Annotated in this window: 21 protein-coding genes; 14 read left to right on the forward strand and 7 right to left on the reverse strand. The window is 63.2% G+C overall.

Annotation, left to right across the window (positions count from 1 at the left end):
* Positions 1-50 precede the first annotated feature (50 nt).
* The 7 genes from rpsA to DT070_RS00220 all read left to right on the forward strand — a co-directional run bounded on the left by rpsA (position 51) and on the right by DT070_RS00220 (position 6,296).
* Positions 51-1,736, forward strand: a complete 1,686-nt coding sequence (gene rpsA, locus DT070_RS00190) for a 30S ribosomal protein S1 (RefSeq protein WP_007869489.1) — start codon at positions 51-53, stop codon at positions 1,734-1,736.
* Positions 1,737-1,805: 69 nt separating this feature from the next.
* Positions 1,806-2,120 carry an integration host factor subunit beta gene (locus tag DT070_RS00195; RefSeq protein ID WP_007869491.1) on the forward strand — a complete coding sequence of 105 codons (315 nt, stop codon included), beginning with the start codon at positions 1,806-1,808 and terminating at the stop codon, positions 2,118-2,120.
* Between the two features lie 73 nt (positions 2,121-2,193).
* A complete protein-coding gene (locus tag DT070_RS00200) occupies positions 2,194-2,472 on the forward strand; it encodes a lipopolysaccharide assembly LapA domain-containing protein (protein WP_122953589.1) in 279 nt (92 codons plus the stop codon).
* Positions 2,462-3,607: a lipopolysaccharide assembly protein LapB gene (gene lapB / locus DT070_RS00205; protein WP_122953590.1), complete on the forward strand. Its 1,146-nt coding sequence runs from the start codon at positions 2,462-2,464 to the stop codon at positions 3,605-3,607. Before DT070_RS00200 ends, lapB begins: the two co-directional genes overlap by 11 nt.
* Before the next feature lie 140 nt (positions 3,608-3,747).
* Positions 3,748-4,695 carry a D-glycero-beta-D-manno-heptose-7-phosphate kinase gene (gene rfaE1, locus DT070_RS00210; protein ID WP_122953591.1) on the forward strand — a complete coding sequence of 316 codons (948 nt, stop codon included), beginning with the start codon at positions 3,748-3,750 and terminating at the stop codon, positions 4,693-4,695.
* A gap of 30 nt (positions 4,696-4,725) precedes the next feature.
* Positions 4,726-5,733: an ADP-glyceromanno-heptose 6-epimerase gene (gene rfaD, locus DT070_RS00215; protein ID WP_122953592.1), complete on the forward strand. Its 1,008-nt coding sequence runs from the start codon at positions 4,726-4,728 to the stop codon at positions 5,731-5,733.
* A 152-nt stretch (positions 5,734-5,885) separates the two neighbouring features.
* A complete protein-coding gene (locus tag DT070_RS00220; RefSeq protein ID WP_122953593.1) occupies positions 5,886-6,296 on the forward strand; it encodes a helix-hairpin-helix domain-containing protein in 411 nt (136 codons plus the stop codon).
* A gap of 140 nt (positions 6,297-6,436) precedes the next feature.
* Here the strand turns inward: DT070_RS00220 and DT070_RS00225 are convergent, their stop codons facing one another.
* Entirely contained in the window at positions 6,437-6,982 is a 546-nt protein-coding gene (locus tag DT070_RS00225) for a DinB family protein (protein ID WP_122953594.1), read from the reverse strand.
* A 176-nt stretch (positions 6,983-7,158) separates the two neighbouring features.
* On the opposite strand from DT070_RS00225, the gene DT070_RS00230 reads away from it, so the two are divergent.
* Positions 7,159-8,028: an AraC family transcriptional regulator gene (locus DT070_RS00230; RefSeq protein ID WP_122953595.1), complete on the forward strand. Its 870-nt coding sequence runs from the start codon at positions 7,159-7,161 to the stop codon at positions 8,026-8,028.
* Positions 8,029-8,076: 48 nt separating this feature from the next.
* Entirely contained in the window at positions 8,077-8,985 is a 909-nt protein-coding gene (locus DT070_RS00235) for an SDR family oxidoreductase (protein WP_122953596.1), read from the forward strand.
* A gap of 104 nt (positions 8,986-9,089) precedes the next feature.
* Here the strand turns inward: DT070_RS00235 and DT070_RS00240 are convergent, their stop codons facing one another.
* A complete protein-coding gene (locus DT070_RS00240) occupies positions 9,090-12,701 on the reverse strand; it encodes a hydantoinase B/oxoprolinase family protein (RefSeq protein ID WP_122953597.1) in 3,612 nt (1,203 codons plus the stop codon).
* Between the two features lie 16 nt (positions 12,702-12,717).
* The gene (locus tag DT070_RS00245; RefSeq protein WP_369973942.1) at positions 12,718-13,167 is read right to left on the reverse strand and encodes a winged helix DNA-binding protein; all 450 of its coding nucleotides are present in this window, start codon (positions 13,165-13,167) and stop codon (positions 12,718-12,720) included.
* A gap of 292 nt (positions 13,168-13,459) precedes the next feature.
* Here DT070_RS00245 and DT070_RS00250 point away from each other — a divergent pair, with 292 nt between their 5' ends.
* From DT070_RS00250 to DT070_RS00270, 5 genes are all read left to right on the forward strand, one after another.
* On the forward strand, positions 13,460-14,443 hold the full coding sequence (locus tag DT070_RS00250; RefSeq protein WP_122953598.1) for a TRAP transporter substrate-binding protein: 984 nt from the start codon (positions 13,460-13,462) through the stop codon (positions 14,441-14,443).
* A 3-nt stretch (positions 14,444-14,446) separates the two neighbouring features.
* Positions 14,447-14,980, forward strand: coding sequence for a TRAP transporter small permease (locus DT070_RS00255; protein ID WP_122953599.1), 534 nt, complete (start codon positions 14,447-14,449; stop codon positions 14,978-14,980).
* A gap of 167 nt (positions 14,981-15,147) precedes the next feature.
* Positions 15,148-16,458, forward strand: a complete 1,311-nt coding sequence (locus DT070_RS00260; RefSeq protein WP_122953600.1) for a TRAP transporter large permease — start codon at positions 15,148-15,150, stop codon at positions 16,456-16,458.
* A 53-nt stretch (positions 16,459-16,511) separates the two neighbouring features.
* Entirely contained in the window at positions 16,512-16,898 is a 387-nt protein-coding gene (gene crcB, locus DT070_RS00265) for a fluoride efflux transporter CrcB (RefSeq protein WP_122953601.1), read from the forward strand.
* 160 nt (positions 16,899-17,058) lie between these two features.
* Positions 17,059-18,222, forward strand: a complete 1,164-nt coding sequence (locus DT070_RS00270) for a helix-turn-helix domain-containing protein (RefSeq protein WP_228778623.1) — start codon at positions 17,059-17,061, stop codon at positions 18,220-18,222.
* A gap of 3 nt (positions 18,223-18,225) precedes the next feature.
* On the opposite strand, the gene DT070_RS00275 is transcribed toward DT070_RS00270, so the two are convergent.
* From DT070_RS00275 to DT070_RS00290, 4 genes are all read right to left on the reverse strand, one after another.
* Positions 18,226-18,693 carry a copper chaperone PCu(A)C gene (locus tag DT070_RS00275; RefSeq protein WP_228778622.1) on the reverse strand — a complete coding sequence of 156 codons (468 nt, stop codon included), beginning with the start codon at positions 18,691-18,693 and terminating at the stop codon, positions 18,226-18,228.
* Between the two features lie 110 nt (positions 18,694-18,803).
* Positions 18,804-19,379, reverse strand: a complete 576-nt coding sequence (locus DT070_RS00280) for a YcnI family protein (protein ID WP_122953604.1) — start codon at positions 19,377-19,379, stop codon at positions 18,804-18,806.
* 43 nt (positions 19,380-19,422) lie between these two features.
* Complete coding sequence (locus DT070_RS00285) at positions 19,423-21,768, reverse strand: TonB-dependent receptor (RefSeq protein WP_122953605.1); 2,346 nt, start codon at positions 21,766-21,768, stop codon at positions 19,423-19,425.
* 95 nt (positions 21,769-21,863) lie between these two features.
* A complete protein-coding gene (locus tag DT070_RS00290) occupies positions 21,864-22,214 on the reverse strand; it encodes a DUF2946 family protein (protein WP_122953606.1) in 351 nt (116 codons plus the stop codon).
* Positions 22,215-22,223: the final 9 nt, after the last annotated feature.

The raw sequence follows: 22,223 nt of genomic DNA on the forward strand, positions 1-22,223 counted from the left end.
AACAATAGCAATCCCGCTATTGGAACCCTGTTGTGTGGACTAGGAAAATCATGTCTGAATCTTTTGCCGATCTATTTAACGAATCGCTCCAGCGCTCTGAAATGCGCACCGGTGAAGTCATCACCGCTGAAGTCGTTCGTATCGACCACAACCATGTCGTCGTCAACGCCGGACTGAAGTCCGAGGCCTATGTGCCGCTCGAAGAATTCAAGAACGACCAGGGCGAACTCGAAGTCCAGGTCGGAGATTTCGTTTCCGTCGCCATCGACTCCGTCGAAAACGGCTACGGCGACACCCTGCTGTCGCGCGACAAGGCCAAGCGCCTGGCTTCGTGGATGAGCCTGGAAAAAGCCCTGGAATCCGGCGAATTCGTCACCGGTCAGACCAGCGGCAAAGTCAAGGGCGGCCTCACCGTCCTCGTCAACGGCATCCGCGCCTTCCTGCCCGGCTCGCTCATCGACACCCGCCCCATCAAGGACTTGTCTCCGTACGAGAACAAGACCATGGAATTCAAGGTCATCAAGCTCGACCGCAAGCGCAACAACGTGGTTCTGAGCCGCCGCGCCGTTGTCGAAGCATCGATGGGCGAAGAACGCGCCAAGCTGATGGAAACCCTGAAAGAAGGCACTGCCGTCAAGGGCGTCGTCAAGAACATCACCGAATACGGTGCGTTCGTTGACCTCGGCGGCATCGACGGCCTGCTGCACATCACCGACATGGCATGGCGCCGCGTGCGTCACCCAAGCGAAGTGGTGACGGCCGGCCAGGAAATCGTTGCCAAGATCCTGAAGTTCGACACCGAAAAGAACCGTGTCTCGCTGGGTCTGAAGCAAATGGGCGACGACCCATGGATGGGCGTGAACCGCCGCTACCCGCAAGGCACGCGCCTGTTCGGCAAGATCACCAACATCGCCGACTACGGCGCGTTTGTGGAACTCGAACCCGGCATCGAAGGTCTGGTCCACGTGTCCGAAATGGACTGGACCAACAAGAACGTGGCCCCGAGCAAGCTCGTGGCGCTGGGCGACGAAGTCGAAGTCATGGTCCTCGAGATCGACGAAGACAAGCGCCGCATCAGCCTGGGCATGAAGCAGTGCAAGGCCAACCCATGGCAAGAGTTCGCACAGGAAACCAAGCGCGGCGACCGCGTCAAGGGCCCGATCAAGTCGATCACCGACTTCGGCGTCTTTGTGGGCCTGGCTGCCGGTATCGACGGCCTGGTGCACCTGTCCGACCTCTCGTGGAACGAACCCGGCGAAGCCGCAGTCCGTAACTACAAAAAGGGCCAGGAAGTCGAAGCGATCGTGCTGGCTGTCGACGTCGACCGCGAGCGCATCTCCCTGGGCATCAAGCAGCTGGATTCCGATCCGTTCACCACGTTCGTGTCGATCAACGACAAGGGCGCGATCGTGACCGGCAAGGTCAAGACTGTTGACGCCAAGGGCGCCGAGATCGACCTGGGCGAAGACATCATTGGCTACCTGCGCGCCAGCGAAATCAGCCGTGACCGCGTTGAAGACGCGCGCAACGTGCTGAAAGAAGGCGACGAAGTGTCCGCAGTCGTGGTGAACGTGGATCGCAAGACCCGCAACATCCAGCTGTCGGTCAAGGCCAAGGACAACGCTGACCAGCAGGAAGCCATGGCTAACCTGAGCCAGCAGTCCTCGCGTGAAAACGCCGGCACGACCAGCCTGGGCGCACTGCTGCGCGCCAAGCTGGACAACAACGAGAAGTAAGAAGGCAACCGTATGGCGGTGTGATGCGCCCCAGGCGGATCGCATCGCTGTACAGCTACTTTTGCACCTATGACCCGAAGCGACCTTGTTGAAGAACTGGCGGCCCGATTCAGCCAGCTGACACACCGCGACGCCGAATATGCCGTCAAGACGATTCTTGACGCCATGAGCGACGCGCTGGTGCGCGGCCACCGGATTGAAATCAGGGGTTTCGGCAGCTTCTCCATCAACCGCCGCCCGCCCCGCATGGGGCGCAACCCGCGGTCCGGCGAAAGCGTGGCCATCCCGGAAAAACGGGTGCCGCATTTCAAGCCCGGAAAAGCATTGCGCGAAGCCGTCGATGCCCGGACCCAAGAGTTGCTGGCGGTCACCGAACCCAAGTAAATCCAAGTAAGTACTTCCTGTTGCTCCACGGTGGGCTGGCTACAATCGCCAGACCACTACGGGGGATCTTCCAGTGAAATACCTCATGTGGCTGCTCAAGGCAGCCATTTTTTTTACCCTGTTTGCTTTTGCACTGAATAACCAGCAGACGGTTTCGGTGTATTTCTTTTTTGGCACCATGTGGCAGGCGCCTTTGGTGCTCGTTGTTCTGGCGGCCTTCGCCTGCGGGCTGGCGCTCGGCATCTTTGTGATGATGCCGCGCTGGTGGAAGAAACGCAAAGCCGCCAAACACGCATCCGGCGGCCCCCATACCGTGACCGACGACCCCTCTACGCTCCACCATGGAATTTGATTTCACCTGGGTCCTGCTTGGTTTCCCGATTGCTTTCACGCTGGGCTGGCTCGCTTCGAGGCTGGACTTGCGGCAACTGCGCATCGAAAACCGCCAGGCGCCCAAGGCCTATTTCAAAGGCCTGAATTTCCTGCTCAACGAGCAGCAGGACCAGGCCATCGATGCCTTTATCGAAGCCGTACAAAACGATCCCGACACCTCCGAGTTGCATTTCGCCCTGGGCAACCTGTTTCGCCGCCGCGGTGAATACGAGCGCGCCGTGCGTGTGCACGAGCACCTGATGTCGCGCGGCGACCTCACGCAGCCCGAGCGCGACCGCGCGCAGCACGCACTGGCGCTGGACTTCCTCAAGGCCGGCTTGCTGGACCGCGCCGAGATCGCCTTGCGCAAGCTGGAAGGCACGCCGTTTGAAGAAGAGGCGCGGCTGGCGCTGCTGTCCATTTACGAACGCTCGCGCGACTGGGCCAACGCCACCGAAATCGCCGCAAGGCTGGGCACCTCCAGCCACGGCAGCTTCAGCACCCGCCAGGCACATTACCTGTGCGAACAGGCCGGCGCCTCCATCGCATCGGGCGACACCGGCAAGGCGCTCAGCGACCTGCGCGAAGCCGTCGCCATGGCGCCCGCCGCGGCGCGACCTCTGATTGACCTGGCCAAGCTGCAAAACCAGCTCGGCCGGTCTGAAGACGCCTTGAAGACACTGCTCAAGCTGGAAGAGCTTGCACCCCAGGGTTTGCCGCTGGCCGCAGGCTTGCTGGCCAACATCGCGCAGGTCAGCGGCCAAAAGGCGGCTGCCCTCGAGCTGCTGAAAACCAGCTACGCCAACATGCCGTCCATCGACGTGGTCGAGGCCATTGTCAAACTCGAGGAAGACCCCGCATCCGCACGCCAGTGGTATGCCAGGCATATGGAGCGCCAGGCGTCTTTGGTGGCCGCCGGCAAGTGGATAGACGGCGAAAAGCTGCAGGACGAGCACCACCACACGCTGGTGCAACGCGCGCTGGGCCAGGCGACCAAACCCCTGATGCGTTACCGCTGTGCGGCTTGCGGTTTTGAGGCCACCCAGCATTTCTGGCACTGCCCGGGCTGCCAGGCCTGGGACAGCTACCCGACGCGCCGAATCGAAGAGTTGTAAATACCCCCATGGCTACGCTTCGCTCCGCCTTCCCCCTTGCAGGGGGCGACACCTTCGGCCCGGCAAAGCCGGTTCCGTGGTGTCTGCTGGTAAAGAAAGAATTCGTTAGTCGACGTTGAGCCGTTTAGAACAAGCAAAGCATGACAACAGCAGCAAAACTATCCCCTGAACAAATCGGTAAGGCCCGCGTCCTGGTCGTCGGTGACGCCATGCTGGACCGCTACTGGTACGGCGCGGTGGACCGGATATCTCCCGAGGCGCCTGTGCCTGTGGTGCGCGTGACGCGAACCGAAGAGCGCATAGGGGCAGCGGCCAACGTGGCCTACAACATCGTCACCTTGGGCGCACAAGCCTCTTTGCTGACCGTGGTGGGCGACGATGAAGCCAGCCACCAGCTGGAAGCGCTGGTCGCCAAGACCGGCATCGCGCCTTACTTCGGCCGCGATGCACAACTCAAGACGACCGTGAAACTGCGCGTCATCGGCCGCCAGCAGCAGCTCATCCGCCTCGATTTTGAAAACACGCCTGAAAACGAAGTGCTGGCTTCCCAGTCCGCCACCTTCGAGAAGCTGCACCTGCAGCATGACGCGGTGCTGTTCTCCGACTACGGCAAGGGCGGCCTGGCGCACATCGTGTTGATGATCGCCCAGGCGCGCGCCGCGGGCAAAGTCGTGCTGGTAGACCCGAAAGGCTCCGACTACGCGCGCTACAAAAACGCCAGCGTCATCACGCCCAACCGTGCCGAGCTCGAACACGTGATCGGCACCTGGAGCAGCGAAGCCGAGCTGCGCACCAAGGCCCACAACCTGCGTACCTCGCTCAACCTCGACGCCTTGCTGCTGACGCGCAGCGAAGAAGGCATGACGCTGTTTGACGCGGATGGCGAGCTGAATGTGCCCGCCGTCGCGCGTGAAGTGTTTGATGTCACCGGTGCGGGCGACACCGTGATCGCCACCCTCGCCGCCATGACCGCCACCGGCATGAGCCTGCGCGACGCCGTGCCCATCGCCAACCGCGCCGGCGGCATTGTGGTGGGCAAGTTCGGTACCGCCACCGTGAACTACGGCGAGCTGTTCGCCGCGCACTGACCACCGCGCCCCCCCAATCAAGGACCCATCATGAAAATCGTAGTCACCGGCGCGGCCGGCTTCATCGGCAGCAACATCATCAAGGGTCTCAACGCCCGCGGCATCGACGACATCATCGCCGTCGACGACCTGACCCACGGCGACAAATTCCGCAACCTGGCCGACCTGCAGATTGCCGACTATGTCGACGCCGACGACTTCTACGACCTCTTTGCCGAAGGCGCTTACGGCCAGGTCGAGGCCGTCTTCCACGAGGGTGCCTGCAGCGACACCATGGAGCTTGACGGCAAGTACATGATGGACAACAACTACACGCTGTCGTGCGAGCTGTTCCATGCCTGCCAGGACCAGGGCACACGCCTGATCTATGCGTCTTCCGCGGCGACTTACGGCGGCTCGGACACTTTCCGTGAATCCCCCGAGTTCGAAAAACCGCTGAACGTCTACGGCTACTCCAAGCTGCTGTTTGACCAGCGCCTGCGCCGTGAACTCGGCGCCAAATTTGAAGGCACCGCCACGCAGGTGGCCGGCTTCAGGTACTTCAATGTCTATGGCCCGCGTGAGCAGCACAAGGGCCGCATGGCCAGCGTCGCCTTCCACCAGTTCAACCAGTTCCAGGCCGAAGGCAAGGTCAAGCTGTTTGGCGAATACGGCGGCTACGGCCCCGGCGGCCAGATGCGCGACTTCGTCTTCATCGACGATGTGGTTGCCGTGAACCTCTGGTTCCTCGACCACCCAGAGAAGTCCGGCATCTTCAACCTCGGCACCGGCAAGGCGCAGCCTTTCAACGACGTGGCCATCGCCGTCGTGAACACCTTGCGCAAGGGCCAGAACGCCGCGGCCCTGAGCCTGGAAGACGCCGCGCGCGGCGGGCTGATCGACTACATCGACTTCCCGCCTGCACTGGTGGGCAAATACCAGAGCTACACCCAGGCCGACCTCGGCGCCTTGCGCGCTGCGGGTTGCGACCATGCCTTTGCCGATGTGCAAACGGGTGTGACTGCTTACATGCAGTGGTTGAACGCCACCAAGGGCTGAATCCCCGGCGCGTTCGCGCGCCCAAAACTCCGCTGAGGGTCAACCTCGATTGAACCAGGCCGTTATAAATCTGGCCCATCCCTGTTCACAAGGATGGGCCAATTTTTCAAGTCAGTTCAATCCAATTAATCCAATCATCAGGGAGTTCTTTCATGTTTAAAAAATTGCTGGCCTTTATTGCGGCCATGTACATGGCGGCGTCGTTTGCCGCTGTCGACGTCAACAAGGCCACGGCCGCCGAGCTGGACGGCATCAAGGGCATCGGCCCCGCCATCTCCGGCAAGATCCTTGAAGAACGCAAAAGGGGTGGCAACTTCAAGGACTGGGACAATTTGATTGAGCGCGTCAACAATGTCGGGGAAGGCAATGCCGCCAAGTTCTCCGCCCAGGGCATGACAGTCGACGGCTCCAGTTTCGTCGCCACAAAGCCGCCAGCCAAAAAGAAAAAAGAGAAACCTGCTGCCAGGGCAGAAGAGAAAAAAGCCCAAGCCAAACCAGCCGCCCCAACGGCAACGGCCACTCCAGCAGTTGCCAAACCCGCTGCCAGCGCAGCCAGGAAGTAAGCCCAGTACGCCGATACCGCAAAACCCGCCTCCTGGCGGGTTTTTTACGTTCCCCAGAATAATTTCAGGTGTTTTACGGCTCTAGCCCATATGGAACATGGGTTTATAGCTATCAAAACAATAGCACCAAGGGTGCGTCATCAAACCAGTGCGATGAGGTCCGTCACACCCACCGTGCCGCCCGCCTGCGTGATCAGCGTGGTCACCTGGCCCCGGTGATGGGTCTGGTGGTTAAAGAAATGGGTGATCGCCATCCAGGCCGCATGTTCGCGCTGCACCCCTTTTGAATTGCCGTAGCGCATGGTGAGCTGCGGATAGGCCTCGGGCATGTCCGCCGTCCACTGCTCGATCGCGGCGTCAAGCCGCTCCCGCTTGGTTTTCAAGCCGGACCAATCCTCAAACAGCACCATGTCCAGCGTGTAGGCATCGGGCAAGTCCAGAACATCGGCGCCCAGCGACGGGAAGGGCATGCCATTGTCGGCGCCGCACTTCGCAAAGCGTTTGAGCCAGACCTGGTCTGCCACCACCAGGTGGTTGAGCGTGTGATGCAGGGAGCCGAAAAACGCACCGCGATCCTGCTTGCGGGCCTCGTCCGTCAAGGCCTCACTCGCTTCATACAGCTTGCCGTTCATCCAGCGGTTGTAGCGGGCCAGAAAGCGGTAATTGCCTGAAAACCCGTCGGCCATGAATATGCTCCTGAATTGATCGCTGAAAGCCCATGCTGCATCTTGGCTGCAGCCTCATTTGATCAAAATTTTTCAGCTGGCCTGCTGGTGCACGCCGGGCCGCCCACGCCGCATTTTGCATCCGCTTTCACCTTCGGGTTGCGGCAGGGCAGCCAGCCGCTACGATAAGGCTCACCATGAAAGAACGCCTCTTTCTGCGCCTTGCCGGCGACGCCACCTGCGGCCCGGAGACCACCGTGCCCGCCGGCACGCTCAAAAGTTTCCCGGTCGCCGGATCCATGCGCGGCCATGTTTCACAAATCCTGTCTTACCGCGAAACACTGCCGCAAGGGCAAACGCTGACGGAGCGCGTTCTTCCGGATGGCGCCGTGCGCCTGATGTTTGATTTTGCCGAGGTGCCATCCGCTGGTGCCTCCGCAGGCCCGGCTATGCGTGTGGCGGGCGCTTCGGCAGCGCCCACCGTGCTGCAGCTGGGCGGCCGGCTGGAGGGCGTGTCGCTGGCTTTGCGCCCTGGCGCCGCTGCCGCGGTGCTGGGCATGCCCGCCGGGGCAATCGAGAACAGCGCCGTATCGCTGGACGCACTGTGGGGCCAGGACGCTTGCGCGTTGATCGAACAGATGGCGAGCACCCAGGACGATGCCGCGCGGGTCGCGCTTTTGACGGCCGCGCTGCAACGGCGGATTTCCGGCGAGGCCACACTCAACCAGCAAAGAGCAAGCCACGCCGCGCACCTGGTGTCACACGCCGCGGGACGCCTGCCGCTTCGTCAGGTGGCGGAGGCGGTCAACGTCGGTGAACGCCGGCTGCAGCAACTGTTTTTTGAGCATATCGGCATGTCATTTCGCGCCTGGGCCCGGCTCTCGCGCCTGCACACCTGCTTGCGCCTGATCCGCCGGCAACAGGGCCCGGCGTGGGCCGACGTGGCAGTGGAAGCCGGCTTTTACGACCAGGCGCACCTGGCCAACGAATTCCGCGCCCTGTGCGGGCTCTCGCCCACCGCTTTTGTGCAGCACGGCATTGCGCAATCTTCCAAGACAAGCCACTGACGCGCAGGTATCTTCGCCCTTCATCAAAGTTAAAAAGGAAGGCGGTTCATGGAACAACGTCAAAGCAGCACCTACAAAGCGCCCGCGCTCAAAGGGTGTATCGCGGTGGTCACCGGCGGCAGCCGCGGCGCCGGCCGGGGCATTGCGATGGAACTGGGCGCCGCGGGCGCCACGGTGTATGTCACCGGGCGCAGCACACGCGGGCACCCCGCCCCGGGCTATGACAGCCTGCTCGCCCTGTCGAAGCTGCCCGCCGTCCCGGGCACGATCGACGACACCGCCGATGAGGTGACGCGCCTGGGCGGCAAAGGCATTGCGGCGCAGTGCGACCACACCGATGAAAGCGACGTGGCTGCGCTTTTCGCTCGGGTGCAAAAAGAGCAGGGCCGGCTCGACCTGCTGGTCAACAACGCCTGGGGCGGCCATGAAAGTTTTGACGGCGTTTTCGACGCCCCTTTCTGGGAGCACCCGCTGAAACACTGGGACACCATGTTCGACCGCGGCGTGCGCAACCACCTGCTCTCAAGCCGCCTGGCGGTGCCGCTCATGCTCGGCCAGGGCAAGGGCCTCTTCGTCACCACCACCTTCTGGGACCGTGGCCACTACCTCAAGGGCAACCTGTTCTACGACCTGGCCAAGGCATCGATGACGCGCCTGGCATTCGGCATGGCCGAGGAGTTGCGCCCGCACGGCATCGCGTCGCTGGCCGTGTCGCCGGGATGGATGCGCACCGAGTTCGTGCTGGCCGGCCACCAGACCGACGAAGCGCACTGGCATGAGCGGCCTGCCCTGACCCGCACCGAATCGCCGCGCTACCTGGGGCGCGCCGTGGCGGCGCTGGCGGCTGATCTGCAAGTGATGGCCAAGAGCGGAGGTGTTCACCTAGTGGCCCATCTGGCCCGCGAATACGGCTTCACAGACATCGACGGCCGCCAGCCAGCAGCCTTCGAGGTGTAGGCTCCCCAACCAGCAGGGGCCGCAGAACTGGCTTCGCCAGACCGCTGACCCCGTCCCCTGAGGGGAGAACAGGCTACACGCAGTGAGCCTGGACAGGGGTGGGTCTACAGTTTTCCGAAACCGCCGCCACCTGGGGTGTGAATCTCAAACACATCGCCAGGCTGCATATCCGCTTGGCCGATGTGATCCAGTGCCTCGACTTGCCCCTGCGCCCGCACAACCAGGTTGCGCCCCACCTGCCCGGCCTCACCGCCCGCCATGCCAAAGGCGCCATGCTTGCGGCCATTGGACAAAATGCTCGCCGTCATGGCTTCAAGAAACCGCACACGCCGTACACCCCCATTGCCGCCGCGCCAGCGCCCCGCGCCGCCCGAGCCTTCACGGATCTCATAACTTTCCAGCCGCACCGGGAAGCGGAACTCCAGCACTTCGGGATCGGTCAGGCGCGAGTTGGTCATGTGCGTCTGCACCACCGAGGTGCCGTCAAAGCCCGACACCAGCTTGCCAGCCTCATCGAGCTTGCCGCCGGCGCCCGAACCGCCCGAGATGGTTTCGTAATACTGGTGGCGCGCATTGCCAAAAGTGAAGTTGTTCATGGTGCACTGGCTGGCCGCCATCACGCCCAACGCGCCATACAGCGTGTTGGTGATGCAGGTCGAGGTCTCCACATTGCCGGCCACCACCGACGCCGGCGGATTCGGGTTGAGCATGGAGCCCGGCGGGATGATGACCTTGAGCGGCTTCAGGCAACCGGCGTTCAGCGGAATGTCGTCGTCCACCAGCGTGCGGAAGACATACAGCACCGCCGCCATGCACACCGCCGTCGGTGCGTTGAAGTTGTTGGTTTGCTGCGGCGAGGTGCCGGTGAAATCAATCTCGGCGCTGCGGTTTTTCGCATCAACGCGGATCGCCACCTTGATCTGCGCGCCGTTGTCCAGCGGCAGCGTGAACTCGCTGTCTTTCAGGCGCGTGATCACGCGGCGCACGGATTCCTCGGCGTTGTCCTGCACATGGCGCATATAGGCCAGCACCACGTCCAGGCTGAACTGCTCGACCATCTTGCGCAGCTCCTGCACGCCTTTTTCGTTGGCGGCAATCTGCGCCTTCAAGTCAGCCATGTTCTGCTGCGGATTGCGGCTCGGGTACTTGCCACTTTTCAGCAGCGCAATCATCTCGGCCTCACGCAGCACACCGCGCTCCACCAGCTTGACGTTGTTGATCTGCACGCCCTCTTCCTCGATCAGCGTCGAGAACGGCGGCATGGAGCCCGGCGTGATGCCGCCGATGTCGGCGTGGTGTCCGCGCGAGCCCACATAAAACGTCGGCTGCGTGGATGTGCCCAGGTACACCGGCGTGATCACCGTGATATCGGGCAAGTGTGTACCGCCGTGGTACGGGTCATTCAGCACATACACATCGCCCGGCTGCATCTTGCCCGCGTTCTCGCGGATCACCGTCTTGATGCTCTCGCCCATGGAGCCCAAATGCACCGGCATGTGCGGCGCATTCGCAATCAGGTTGCCTTCGGTGTCAAAGAGCGCGCAGCTGAAGTCCAGGCGCTCTTTGATGTTGACCGAATAAGCGGTGTTCTGCAGCTGCAGGCCCATCTGCTCGGCGATGTTCATGAAGAGGTTGTTGAACACCTCCAGCAGCACCGGGTCGACCGTGGTGCCGGCCGCAAACTTGATGGCGCGCTCGGCGCGGCGGTCCAGCACCAGGTGGTCCAGTGCCGTCAACGCCGCTTCCCAGCCGGGTTCAACGACCGTTGTCGCGTTTTTCTCGGCAATGATGGCCGGGCCCGAAATGATGTCGCCGGGCCGCAAATCTTCACGCACCACCAGGGCCGCGTCGTGCCACTGGCCGCCCGAATACATGCGCACGGTTTCGCGGCGCGGCACTTCGCGCGGCTCATGCGTGGCGTGGCGCGGCTCGGCGGGCGCATCACCCGCCACCACGGCCTCGACCGACACCGCCTCCACCACCAGGCCCTTGCCCTGCATCAGGAAGGCAAAGCGCTGGCGATAAGCGGCCTCAAAGCCGGCCTCAATCTGGTCCAGCGTGCCGAAGGGAACAATCAGCGCGGCGTCGCTGCCCTCATAACGCACATGCACACGCTGGTGTGTGGTGATGTTGCCGGTGCTGACCTGCTGGCGCTGCAGCTCGGCCTCGGCCTGACCCGCGAGGTCCTTCAGCTTGCCCGCAATCTCGGGCAATGCCGCATCAGAAAGTTTGAGCTCCACCGCCTGCTCGCGAATCACATTCTGGTCGGCCAGGCCCATGCCATAGGCGCTCAGCACACCGGCCAGCGGGTGCACAAACACCTTGGTCATGCCCAGCGCATCGGCGACCAGGCAGGCGTGCTGCCCGCCCGCGCCGCCAAAGCATTGCAGCGTGTAGCGCGTCACGTCGTAACCGCGGGCGACGGAGATTTTCTTGATGGCGTTGGCCATCTGCTGCACTGCGATGTTGATAAAACCCTCCGCCACCACCTCGGCGCTCCGGCCGGTCTGGCCGGCCAGCTCGTTGAACTGGGTCTGGACGGCCTCGTAACTCAGCGGCTCGTCGGCGTTGGGGCCGAAAACTTTCGGGAAGTAGCGCGGCTGCACCTTGCCGACCATCACGTTGGCATCCGTCACCGCCAGGCGCCCGCCGCGCCGGTAGCTGGCCGGGCCGGGGTTGGCGCCGGCGCTTTGCGGGCCGACGCGAAAACGCTCACCGTCAAACTTCAGGATGGAGCCGCCGCCCGCCGCCACGGTGTGGATGCTCATCATGGGCGCGCGCATGCGCACGCCGGCCACCTGGGTTTCAAATTCGCGCTCAAACTCGCCGGCGTAATGCGAGACATCGGTCGACGTGCCGCCCATGTCAAAACCGATGACCTTGGTGTGGCCGGCAATCGCCGCCGTGCGGGCCATGCCGACGATGCCGCCGGCCGGGCCGCTGAGGATCGCGTCCTTGCCCTGGAACACATGCGCATCCGTCAGCCCGCCCGAGGACTGCATGAAGAAGAGCCGCACGCCCGGCATCTCGCTGGCCACCTGCTCCACATAGCGGCGCAGGATGGGCGAGAGATAGGCGTCCACCACGGTGGTGTCGCCGCGGCTCACAAACTTCATCATCGGGCTGGTTTCGTGCGAGGTGCTGATCTGCGTGAAACCCACTTCGGCCGCAATGCGCCGGGCGGCCTTTTCATGCGCCGTAAACCGGTAGCCGTGCATAAAAACAATCGCAAGGCTTCGCAGCCCTTGCTGGTATTTGGCAAGCAGCTCCTTTTTTAATAGCGCCTCGTCCAGCGCCTGGAGCACCTCGCCCTGCGCGCCCACACGCTCTTGGGCTTCAACCACCGCGCTGTACAGCAGCTCGGGCAACACGATGTTGCGGTCAAACAGCCGCGGCCGGTTCTGGTAGGCGATGCGCAGCGCATCGCGAAAGCCGCGCGTGGTCACCAGCAGCGTCGGCTCGCCCTTGCGCTCCAGCAGGGCGTTGGTGGCCACCGTGGTGCCCATCTTCACGCAGTCGACCACATCGGCGCGGATTGGCTCGCCGGGCTTCAAGCCCAGCAGGTGGCGTATGCCGGCCACGGCGGCATCGCGGTATTGCTCGGGGTTTTCCGACAGCAGCTTGTGCGTGACGAGCGAGCCGTCGGGTTTTTTCGCCACGATGTCAGTGAATGTGCCGCCGCGGTCTATCCAGAATTGCCAGAGTTTTTGGGTCATTGCTTGAGCTTTGTGTTTAGAGTGAGGCCGCGGCGCGCGCGGCCTGGTCGTACATGCCGGAGAGCACGCGCAGCAGGCGTGCCAGTTCACCGATATCCCGGTTCAGGCCCTCATCGGCGTTCATCGCGTCGATGAGGCAGGACTCACGGATTTCACGGTAGCGCTGCACATAGGCCCGGCCCGATTCGGTCGAGGCGTAAGTGACTTCCTTGCCGTTTTTGCTGGAACCGACAACGCCCATGTTCTGCAGCTTCTTGAGCGAGTAGTTGATCAGGTGGGTGTCTTCCACATTCATGATGAAGCAGATGTCGGCCAGGCGCTTGTCGCGCGCGCGGTGCGTGACGTGGTGCAGCACCAGCACGTCCAGCGGCGTCAAATCCTTCAGGCCTGCCGCACTCATGCAGTGCGCAATCCAGCGGTGAAAGGCGTTGCCGGCCACGATCAAACCAAATTCGAACTCGCTCATCTCCGAGCTTTGCGGCGAGACGAGGTGTGCTGAGGACACGATGGGCGAGCGGTCTGCCGGAGCAGCCCGGTCACCCTTTGCAGCCCTGTCAGCTTTATCCAGCGGTTTTGGGGACACAGTTCGGCTCCGGTTGGCATTGTTGTTGCATGCGCCAGATTGTAGGCAGATGAATAACGATTTATCAACAAAATGTTGACATTTAGGGAAAACACCGATCATCATTGCCCACCGGCGGCTTACAGTCCATCCACTTTCTGCATTCTGCTTTTCTGAATAACCCCTGGAGTTCCCCATGAAGCTTCGTCCTTTCGCCCTCGCCGCCCTTGCCGCCTCCACCCTGCTGGCGGCCGGCGCCTCCCTGGCCCAGACCAAATGGGACCTGCCGACGGCCTACCCCGCCACCAACTTCCACACGGAAAACATCACCCAGTTCGCCAAAGACGTGGACACGGCCACCGGCGGCAAGCTCAAGATTTCGGTGCATGCCAACGCGTCGCTGTTCAAGGCGCCCGAAATCAAGCGCGCGGTGCAAAGCAGCCAGGCGCAGGCCGGTGAAATTTTGCTGGCCAACTACGCCAACGAAAACCCCCTCTACGCGCTGGATGGCGTGCCCTTTGTCGCCGCCAGCTACCCCGAAGCACGCCGCCTGTATGAAGCCTCCAAGCCTGCGATGGAAAAACTGCTGGCCGCCCAAGGCATCAAGCTGCTGTTCTCGGTGCCGTGGGCGCCGCAAGGCATCTTCACCAAACGCGAAATCAATTCCGTCGGCGACCTGCGCGGCATCAAATGGCGCGCCTACAGCCCCGCCACCGCCAAGATTGCAGAGCTGATCGGCGCGCAGCCGGTGCAGATCCAGCAGGCCGAGCTGAGCGCGGCCATGGCCACCGGCGTGATCGAAAGTTACATGAGCTCGGGCTCCACCGGTTATGACACCAAGACCTACGAGCACATCAAGAACTTCTACGACACCCAGGCCTGGATCCCCAAGAACGCGGTGCTCGTCAATCTGAAGGCTTTCAACGCGCTGGAGCCGGCCACGCAGGCCGCGCTGCTGAAGACCGCTGCCGAAGCGGAAACCCGCGGCTGGAAGGTTGCCGAAGAGAAAAACGCCGAATACAAGCGCCTGCTGGCCGAGCGCGGCATGAAGATCCACAAGCCTTCGGCCAAGCTGGACGCCGACATGCGCCAGGTGGGTGCGATCATGCAGGCCGACTGGCTCAAGGCAGCCGGCGCTGATGGCGCCGCCATCCTGGACGCCTACAAGGCCAAGAAGTAAGCCATGCGCCGCGTTCTGGAACGTGTCCTTGACGCGGCGGGCGCCCTCGGCGCCTTCTGCGTCTTCCTGATCTTCGTGCTGATGATCGTCGCCGGCGTCGGCCGGCAGTTGAACCTGGCGGTCAGCGGCGTCAACGACGTGGTGTCGTGGCTGTGCGCCGCCGCCGCATTCTTTGCGATGGCGCATGCCTTCCGTCACGGCGACTTCGTGCGCGTCACGCTGCTGCTCGACTCGGTCTCGCCGCGCGTGCGCCGCATCCTCGACGTCACCTGCCTGCTGATTGCGGCGGTGTCGGTGGGCTACCTCACCTACTCGGCCACCGCCTTCACCTATGAAAGCTGGGAGTTCAACGAAATGGCCACCGGCCTGGTCGTGATCCCGATCTGGATTCCGCAATCCACGTTTGTGATTGGCTGCTGGTTGTTGCTGGCCGCCATGGTCGACGAGCTTGTTACCGTGCTGCAGGGTGGCAAGCCCAGTTACCAGCGCTCCATCGAAGAACGCCACGCAAAAGGCGACTTCTCTTCAGATATATGACACACCCCGTTGCGGGCTCACTTCGTGTAGCCGCCTCCCCCTCAAGGGGCAACACCAGCGGCCCGGCCTTTCGACGGGCTCAGGACAGGCCAAGGCCGGTTCCACGGTGTTCCTCGCTAGAAGTCCAGTAAAAAAACCGCTGCGTACAAGCGAAAGATAACAACACCATGGATATCCTCCTCATGGGCGGCATGCTGCTCATCATCATGCTGGTGCTGCTGGCCGGCGGCGTCTGGATTGCGATGACGCTGGCCATCGTCGGCTGGGTCGGGCAGGCGTTTTTTACCAACACGCTGCCGGGCAAAAATTTGTTCTCCGCGTTCTGGGAATCAAATGCATCGTGGGAGCTGGCCGCGCTGCCGCTGTTTATCTGGATGGGCGAAATCCTGTTTCGCACCAAGCTCAGCGAAGAAATGTTCGACGGCCTGCGCCCCTGGCTGAACCGCGTGCCGGGCCGGCTGATGCACACCACCATCATCGGCTGCGGGGTGTTCGGCTCGGTGTCGGGCTCGTCCGCCGCGACCTGCGCGACGATTGCCAAAGTCGCGCTGCCCGAGCTCAAACGCCGCGGCTACAACGAAAAACTCGCCATCGGCTCGCTGGCCTCGGCCGGCACGCTGGGCATTTTGATTCCGCCGTCCATCACCATGGTGGTGTATGCCGTGGCGGCCGACGCGTCCATCATCCGCATCTTCCTGGCCGGTTTCCTGCCTGGCTTTTTGCTGATGCTGCTGTTCTCGGGCTACATCGGCTGGTGGAGCCTGCGCAACCCCGACCAAGTGCCGCCGGCCGACCCGCCGACCACCTTCATGGAAAAGATCCGGCTGTCAGGCAACCTGATTCCCTGCGGCCTGCTGATCGTGTTCATCGTCTGGGTGCTGGTGGCCGGCTGGGCCACCGCGACTGAATGCGCGGCCTTCGGCGTGCTGGGCTCACTGGCCATCGCCGCCTGGGGGCGGTGCCTGACGTGGAAGAACTTCACCGAAGGCCTGATGGGCGCCACGCGCACCAGTTGCATGATCATGTTCATCCTGGCGGGCGCCGCCTTCCTGACCAAGACCATGGCTTTCACCGGCATCCCGCGCGAGCTGGCCGAGTGGGTCGACGCCATGCACCTCTCGCCCTACGCGCTGATAGGCGCGCTGGTGCTGGTCTACCTGGTGCTGGGCACCGCGCTCGACGGCATTTCGATGATTGTGCTGACCAGTGCGGTGGTGCTGCCCATGATCCAGAAAGCCGGGTTCGATTTGATCTGGTTCGGCATTTTTATCGTGCTGCTGGTCGAGATCGCCGAAGTCACACCGCCCGTCGGCTTTAACCTCTTTGTGCTTCAGAACATGACCGGCAAAGACAGCAACGTGATCGCACGCGCCGCCATTCCTTTCTTTATCTGCATGGTGATCTGCATCGCGCTGATCACGCTGTTCCCGCAGATCGTGACCATCCTGCCCGACCTGGTCATGGGCACGCAAAAATAGCCACAGTCGGCGCAAGTCCGGCAACAATGGCGTTTTGACTGCGGAACCGGACCATGCTGCCTGTCATTGCGATTTCCATAGGCGCCTCGCTGGGCGCGCTGGCCCGCTGGGGCCTCGGCCTCTGGCTCACGCCGGGCGGGCTGATCCCTTGGGGCACGCTGGCGGCCAACCTGGTCGGCGGTTTTCTGATCGGCGTCTGCATCGCCGCCTTTGAAGCCATGCCCAACCTGGACCCGGTGTGGCGCCTGGCGCTGGTCACCGGCTTCCTGGGCGGGCTGACGACCTTCTCCTCGTTTTCAGCCGAGGTGGTGATCTTTTTGATGGACGAGCGCTACGGCCTGGCCGCGCTGACGGCCCTGGTGCATGTGACGGGCTCGCTGCTGATGACGGTGACCGGCCTCAAGATCACTATGATTTTGATAGCGAACTATGCACGCTGAATATGGGCTAGAGGCCTATTTCTTATAAATTCTCTCGATAGGGGATGCGGCAGCCGGCGCAATCTCCCGCTTGCCACAGCAGCGCAGTCAACCAAAGCCGCCGCCGCCCGCAAACCGGCTGAATTGGCCACAATGCGCCATGGCCTCCATGACAACCCCGATGAGCTCCGTCTACCCTGCCCCTGCCTACGGCGGGCAGGACCGGCTGGCACGCATAGGGCAGGCACGGCAGGCGGTTCTCTACGGCGAGCAGCTGGTTGGCGAGGCGACCGCATCGGTTGAAAGCTGGATCGAGCGCTCCTGGCGGCGCTGCCTGGACGGCGGCCACCGGCCCGAGCAAACGCCTTCTTTCGACATGGTGCCGGCTGCAGCGCTGCGCCGCACGCTGGAGGCGAATCACCAGCTGGTGCGCGCCGCGCGGCCTGTGCTGCAGGAGCTGGGCCGCACCATTGCCGACACGCGCTACTTCGCCATCCTGACCAACCAGGCCGGTGTCGTCGTCGATACGGACGGGCCCATAGACCGGCAAGACCGCCGCGCCGACCTGATCACGCGCATCGGCATCGACCTGTCGGAGTCGCAGGTGGGCACCACCGCCATCGGTGCCGCACTGGCCGAGTTGCAACCCGTTTGGCTGCACCGCGGTGAACATTTTTTTGACGCGACGTCGGTCTACAGCTGCGCCGGCGCGCCGCTGTTCGGCCCCGACGGGCGCTGCGTCGGCATGCTGGACCTGACGGGCATTGAAGCGGCCGAACGGCCCGAACTCAAACACCTGGTGAGCCAGTCAGCGCGCAGCATTGAAAACGCCCTGATGCTGTGGCAGCCGCACGCGCTGCTCATCCGCCTGAACTGGCCGGGCCGCACGCTGGGTGATGACAGCGACGGGCTGGTGTGTGTGGATGCCGACGGTTGCGTCACCGGCGCCAACCCCGCGGCGCGGCAAATGGTCTCGCAGCTGGGCCAGACTGACGACAGGGCCGGCGCGCCCTTGCATTGCAGCGACCTCTTTGCCATGCCGTTCGAGATGCTGTTTGACGCGGCGCGCCGGCAAGACCCGCTGCAAGGCGGCGTGCTGGAGGCGCCGCTGTGGAGCGGCCTGCGCCTGCACGCGCTGCCGCAGCTGCCCGGCCACACCGGCCAGCCGGCGCCGCTTCAGCTGCCGCCCGCAGAAAGCTCGCGCCGGCCGCTCCGGGAACTGGAAACCGCCCTGATCCGCAAGGCGGTCGACGACGCGCGGGGCAATGTGGTGCAGGCGGCGAAAGCGCTGGGCGTGAGCCGCGCCACGGTGTACCGCCGGCTGGGGTCGGGCAAGCGCGGCTGAAAATCAGTGCTTGTGCTCGGCCGCAGCACCGGTTGAGCCCGCGGCGGCGCCCGGTGCAGTGGTGGCCACCGGCAGCTTCAACTCCAGTTTGCTTTCAACACCCCTGGCGTCCTTGAACAGCAGGGTCACGGGAACGGTGCTGTCCTTGGCCAGCGGCGCTTTCAGGTCCATCAGCATGACATGGTAGCCGCCGGGTTTGAGGTCCACCTTTTTGCCGGCGGGCAAATCCAGCAGGGGCAAGGCGCGCATCTTCATCACGTCGCCCTCCATCTTCATTTCATGCACTTCGGCCACGCCGGCCACGGGCGACGTCACGCCCACCAGTTGGGTGGCGTCTTTCGCCGTCAGGCTCATGAAAGCGCCGGTGCCTTTTTGCCCCTGCACGGTGGCGCGCGCCCAGGCGCCTTCGACCTTGACCGGCGTGGTTTGGGCTACAGCGGCGAGGCAAGCCGACGCAATCGACAACGCCATGGCGGTTTTTGAGAATATTGAGAAGTTTGGGAATGGCATGTGAATGGGTGCTTTCAATCGGTGATTAAGGAATGGAGTCGGGAAATGAAAAACAGTTCGGCTTTTCAATCTCAATGGTTGTGTTCGCCACCGCCGCCGGCAGGCATCAGCTCCAGGGCGGCGGCCGGGCTTTTCAGCTCAGACAGCTTTTGGCCCGGCTGGGGCACTTCCGCCCAGTCAACCTTGCCTTCTTCACAGACCTGCAGGACCGGCCAGTAGAGCATGCCGGCCCTGGCGGGCAACCTGGCCTGCAACACGAATTCGTCGTACCAGTCGTTCTGCAAATAGTCGGCCGGTGTTTTGGCCGTCCAGCTGATGCGTGACACCTCTTCGGTGATGGTTTTGCCGTGGTCCTGCCGCGGCTGGGCCAGCTTCTCGCGGGTCACCTCCAGCGTCCAGCCGGCTTTGGGCATGGGCTTGGCGCCCTGCACACCGGCCGGGATGGTCACCACGATCTGCTTGACGGGCGAGCTGCCGCAGCCGTGCCCGACCTTGAAGCTGCCTTTGTAATAGCTGCCTGCATTGGCCACCTGGTATTCCAGCGTGACGTGTGCGGCGGCCGGTAGCGATGCAGCAATAAATAGGGCTCCAGCCCAATAAGGACGTGCACTGGCAGCTATGGTTTTAATAGCGTTGAGGGGTTTCATGGTTTGATCCTTTGATTCAAAAAAATAGGGAAGAAGCGCGACATCACAGGCTGAAATTGAGTTCAGCCATGAAGGTGCGCTGCGGATACGGGTGGAAATTCCAGTACTGGTAGTTGTTGAGGTTGTCGATGCCGACCGCCGCGCTCCACTGCTTGTTGACCTGGTAACGCACGCGCACATCGGTGGTGAAGTACTTGCTGGTGCCCTGGTAGGCAAAGCCGTTTACGTCGGCGTTGTCGAGGCTGGAAAACTGCTTGCCGCTGTAGCGCGCGCCGAACGTCGCCGTCCAGGCCGGGTCAAACCGGTAGCTGGCCAGGGCCGTGGCGCGCCACACCGGCACGCGCGGCTGGTACTTGCCCACCGTGTCGCCTGGTGTCGCCACAAAACCGCCGTTCTCCTTGATGCGCGAATCGGCATAGGTCACGCTGCCGCTCAGGTCCAGGCCTTTTTTGAACACGTCGTTGCCGCTGAAGGCGACTTCCACACCTTGCGTCTTGATGCGGCCGACGTTTTGCACGCGGCTGATGTTGGCGTTGGCCACCGGGTCAAACGTGGTTTGCGAATACAGCGAGTCGCGCACGTTCTCGGTAAAAAAGGTCACGCGCAGCAGGCTGTTGCCCAGGTCCTTCTCCGCCGTCAGCTCGGTCGTCCACGACTTTTCGGGCCGCAGCTTGGGGTCGTTGATGTACTGCGAATTGACGGTGGCCGTCGCGCCGTACAGCTCGCCCACCGTCGGAAAGCGCACCGCGCGCCCCGCCGAGGCCTTGAGCACCGTGTCAGACGACCATTGGTACGAGAGCGCCGCCTTGGGCGAGATGGCGTTGTCGCTGCGCGCCGCATAGCCGGTATTGGCGGCGTTGCCCGCGCCAAAGCTGGTAAACCCGCTGGAGGCCGTCCAGTTCTCCAGCCGCGCGCCCAACACCGTTTTCCACTTCGGCGCAAAGGCCCAGGCGTCTTGCGCATACACGCTGCGCAAACGCGTCTTGCCGCCCACATCGCTCACCACCGTGCCCGGCCCGCTGGTCAGCCAGTTGGCGGCATTGGATTTGAGGATGCGCAGCTCGTAGCTGTCTTGCTGAAAGCCGAAGTCCACAATGTGTGCGCCCTTGATGCCGTCAGGCCGCCAGGTGCCCTTGAAGGCCAGCGTGTTCCAGCCGGTGCCATCCTGGTCTTGCAGGGTGCCGGCGCCGCCGTTCAATGCGCCCGGCTGCGGGGTGGTGGCGGCGCGGGCCTGGTCCTTCTGGTAGTCGTACAAACTGCCCGCCACTTCCCAGTCCCACACCCCCTGCGTGTTGGACTTGACCGACAGGCCGTGCATCACGTGGGTCAGCGCCTCATTGCTCACGCCGAAATCACTGGCCGCCAGCGTGTAGCCGCGGCCGTTGATGTTGACATTGCCGCTGTACACCGGCGCACCGGCTGCATTGCGCAAAAAGCTTTGCGAACGGTTCTCCGCTGTGTTCTTCCAGTAGCCCAGTGTGTAGCTGGCGCGCACCGTCGATGAAAAATCGTAGGCGACCTTGAACTTGAGGTGCTCCTGCCCGGTCTCGTACTGCGTGGCGCCGCCCAGCAGCAGCCAGGGGACATTGCGTGTGTTGAAGCCGGGGACCGCGCCGCTCACCACGGTTGCGCCGGGCGCCGGCGCGGTGGCGCTCAAGGTGCGTGTCGCAAAGGTCAGCGGCTGGCCCGCGCTTTGGGTGCGGTTGGCATTGATAAACCACGACCAGTCGCCATTGCGGCTGCCCAGCGAGGCGCTGGCCTGGCTGCCGCTGAAGCTGCTGTCGGTGCCGTAGAGCTTGAAGTTTTGCGTGAAGCCGCTGAGTTTGGCGTGCGCCTCAAATCTCGTCGGCATGCGCGTGACGTAATCGACCACCGCGCCGACCGAGTTGCCTGGATAGGCGGCAGAAAACGGGCCATACAGAACATCGACACGCTCGATTTCTTCCGGTGTGACCAGGCCCCAGCGCGGCGCGTAGTTGGTGCCGTTGGCAATGCCGTTGCCCAAATAGTTGGACAGCAAAATGCCGTCGGCATACACCGCCGAGCGCGCGCTGTTGCCAGTGCCCGAGGCGCGGCTGGAAAGAATGGCGTGGTTGTAGTCGCCGATATAGCGCTTGCGCACTAGCAGGCTCGGGAAGTACTTGAGCGCATCTTCGCTGTCGGTCGCGTTGATGGTTTGCTCGATCTGCTCGCGCGTGATGCCTTCGAGCGTGGTCGGGATCTGCGTGGGCAGGGAGGTCGGCTGGCCGCTGTTGACGGTCACCACGCCCAGGGATCTGGCGGGGGCATCAGAAGGAGAAGGCGCGGATTGGGCAAAGCTTGCTGCCGGCCACGCGAGCGCGACAGCGCCATGCAGGGCCAGCGCAGCAGGTGCGCGGAAATGTTTCATGAAAACTCACACGATGAATGGAACGGACAGGCGCGCCAGGCCGCAAGGGCCGCGCACGGCAATGCCTCACGCCCCGGGGCGAGAAGCGGTTCAGTTCAAAGTGCAGGGGGCCCGCGGCTGAAAGGCAGCCCGGGTATGGCGGCGCTGGTGGCCGCAGGGAAGTCGGCGGCAACCACTTCGTTGCCGGCAAAGCACGGTTCCGCCGCTTCGGGCAGCGCCGGCAACACCAGCGCGAGGGAGCCGCAGAGGTCGCAGCGCATGCCCGACTGCCCGGCATCGTTGCCGGCGGCGCCGCTGCCGTCGGCGGAAGCCGCCTCAAAGGTGTTGACGCTGCAAACACCACCCAGCTTGCCGGTGCGCACATCCTGCGCCAGCATGGACACCGGCGCCCACAAGGCCGCCGCCACGGCGAGGAAACTCAGCCAGGTGGCGAGGCGAGTCCACATCGTGAGTGA

The sequence above is a fragment of the Polaromonas sp. SP1 genome (assembly GCF_003711205.1).
GTDB lineage: Bacteria > Pseudomonadota > Gammaproteobacteria > Burkholderiales > Burkholderiaceae_C > Polaromonas.

Bases quoted from the DNA above. Each gene is read 5' to 3' on its own strand.
- rfaD (WP_122953592.1), top strand. From the start codon at position 4,726: ATGAAAATCGTAGTCACCGGCGCGGCCGGCTTCATCGGCAGCAACATC.
- crcB (WP_122953601.1), top strand. From the start codon at position 16,512: ATGCTGCCTGTCATTGCGATTTCCATAGGCGCCTCGCTGGGCGCGCTG.
- DT070_RS00230 (WP_122953595.1), top strand. From the start codon at position 7,159: ATGAAAGAACGCCTCTTTCTGCGCCTTGCCGGCGACGCCACCTGCGGC.
- DT070_RS00260 (WP_122953600.1), top strand. From the start codon at position 15,148: ATGGATATCCTCCTCATGGGCGGCATGCTGCTCATCATCATGCTGGTG.
- DT070_RS00270 (WP_228778623.1), top strand. From the start codon at position 17,059: ATGAGCTCCGTCTACCCTGCCCCTGCCTACGGCGGGCAGGACCGGCTG.
- DT070_RS00280 (WP_122953604.1), bottom strand. From the start codon at position 19,379: ATGAAACCCCTCAACGCTATTAAAACCATAGCTGCCAGTGCACGTCCT.
- DT070_RS00225 (WP_122953594.1), bottom strand. From the start codon at position 6,982: ATGGCCGACGGGTTTTCAGGCAATTACCGCTTTCTGGCCCGCTACAAC.
- DT070_RS00220 (WP_122953593.1), top strand. From the start codon at position 5,886: ATGTTTAAAAAATTGCTGGCCTTTATTGCGGCCATGTACATGGCGGCG.
- rfaE1 (WP_122953591.1), top strand. From the start codon at position 3,748: ATGACAACAGCAGCAAAACTATCCCCTGAACAAATCGGTAAGGCCCGC.
- rpsA (WP_007869489.1), top strand. From the start codon at position 51: ATGTCTGAATCTTTTGCCGATCTATTTAACGAATCGCTCCAGCGCTCT.
- DT070_RS00235 (WP_122953596.1), top strand. From the start codon at position 8,077: ATGGAACAACGTCAAAGCAGCACCTACAAAGCGCCCGCGCTCAAAGGG.
- DT070_RS00250 (WP_122953598.1), top strand. From the start codon at position 13,460: ATGAAGCTTCGTCCTTTCGCCCTCGCCGCCCTTGCCGCCTCCACCCTG.
- lapB (WP_122953590.1), top strand. From the start codon at position 2,462: ATGGAATTTGATTTCACCTGGGTCCTGCTTGGTTTCCCGATTGCTTTC.
- DT070_RS00245 (WP_369973942.1), bottom strand. From the start codon at position 13,167: ATGAGCGAGTTCGAATTTGGTTTGATCGTGGCCGGCAACGCCTTTCAC.
- DT070_RS00195 (WP_007869491.1), top strand. From the start codon at position 1,806: ATGACCCGAAGCGACCTTGTTGAAGAACTGGCGGCCCGATTCAGCCAG.
- DT070_RS00275 (WP_228778622.1), bottom strand. From the start codon at position 18,693: ATGGCGTTGTCGATTGCGTCGGCTTGCCTCGCCGCTGTAGCCCAAACC.
- DT070_RS00255 (WP_122953599.1), top strand. From the start codon at position 14,447: ATGCGCCGCGTTCTGGAACGTGTCCTTGACGCGGCGGGCGCCCTCGGC.
- DT070_RS00285 (WP_122953605.1), bottom strand. From the start codon at position 21,768: ATGAAACATTTCCGCGCACCTGCTGCGCTGGCCCTGCATGGCGCTGTC.
- DT070_RS00240 (WP_122953597.1), bottom strand. From the start codon at position 12,701: ATGACCCAAAAACTCTGGCAATTCTGGATAGACCGCGGCGGCACATTC.
- DT070_RS00290 (WP_122953606.1), bottom strand. From the start codon at position 22,214: ATGTGGACTCGCCTCGCCACCTGGCTGAGTTTCCTCGCCGTGGCGGCG.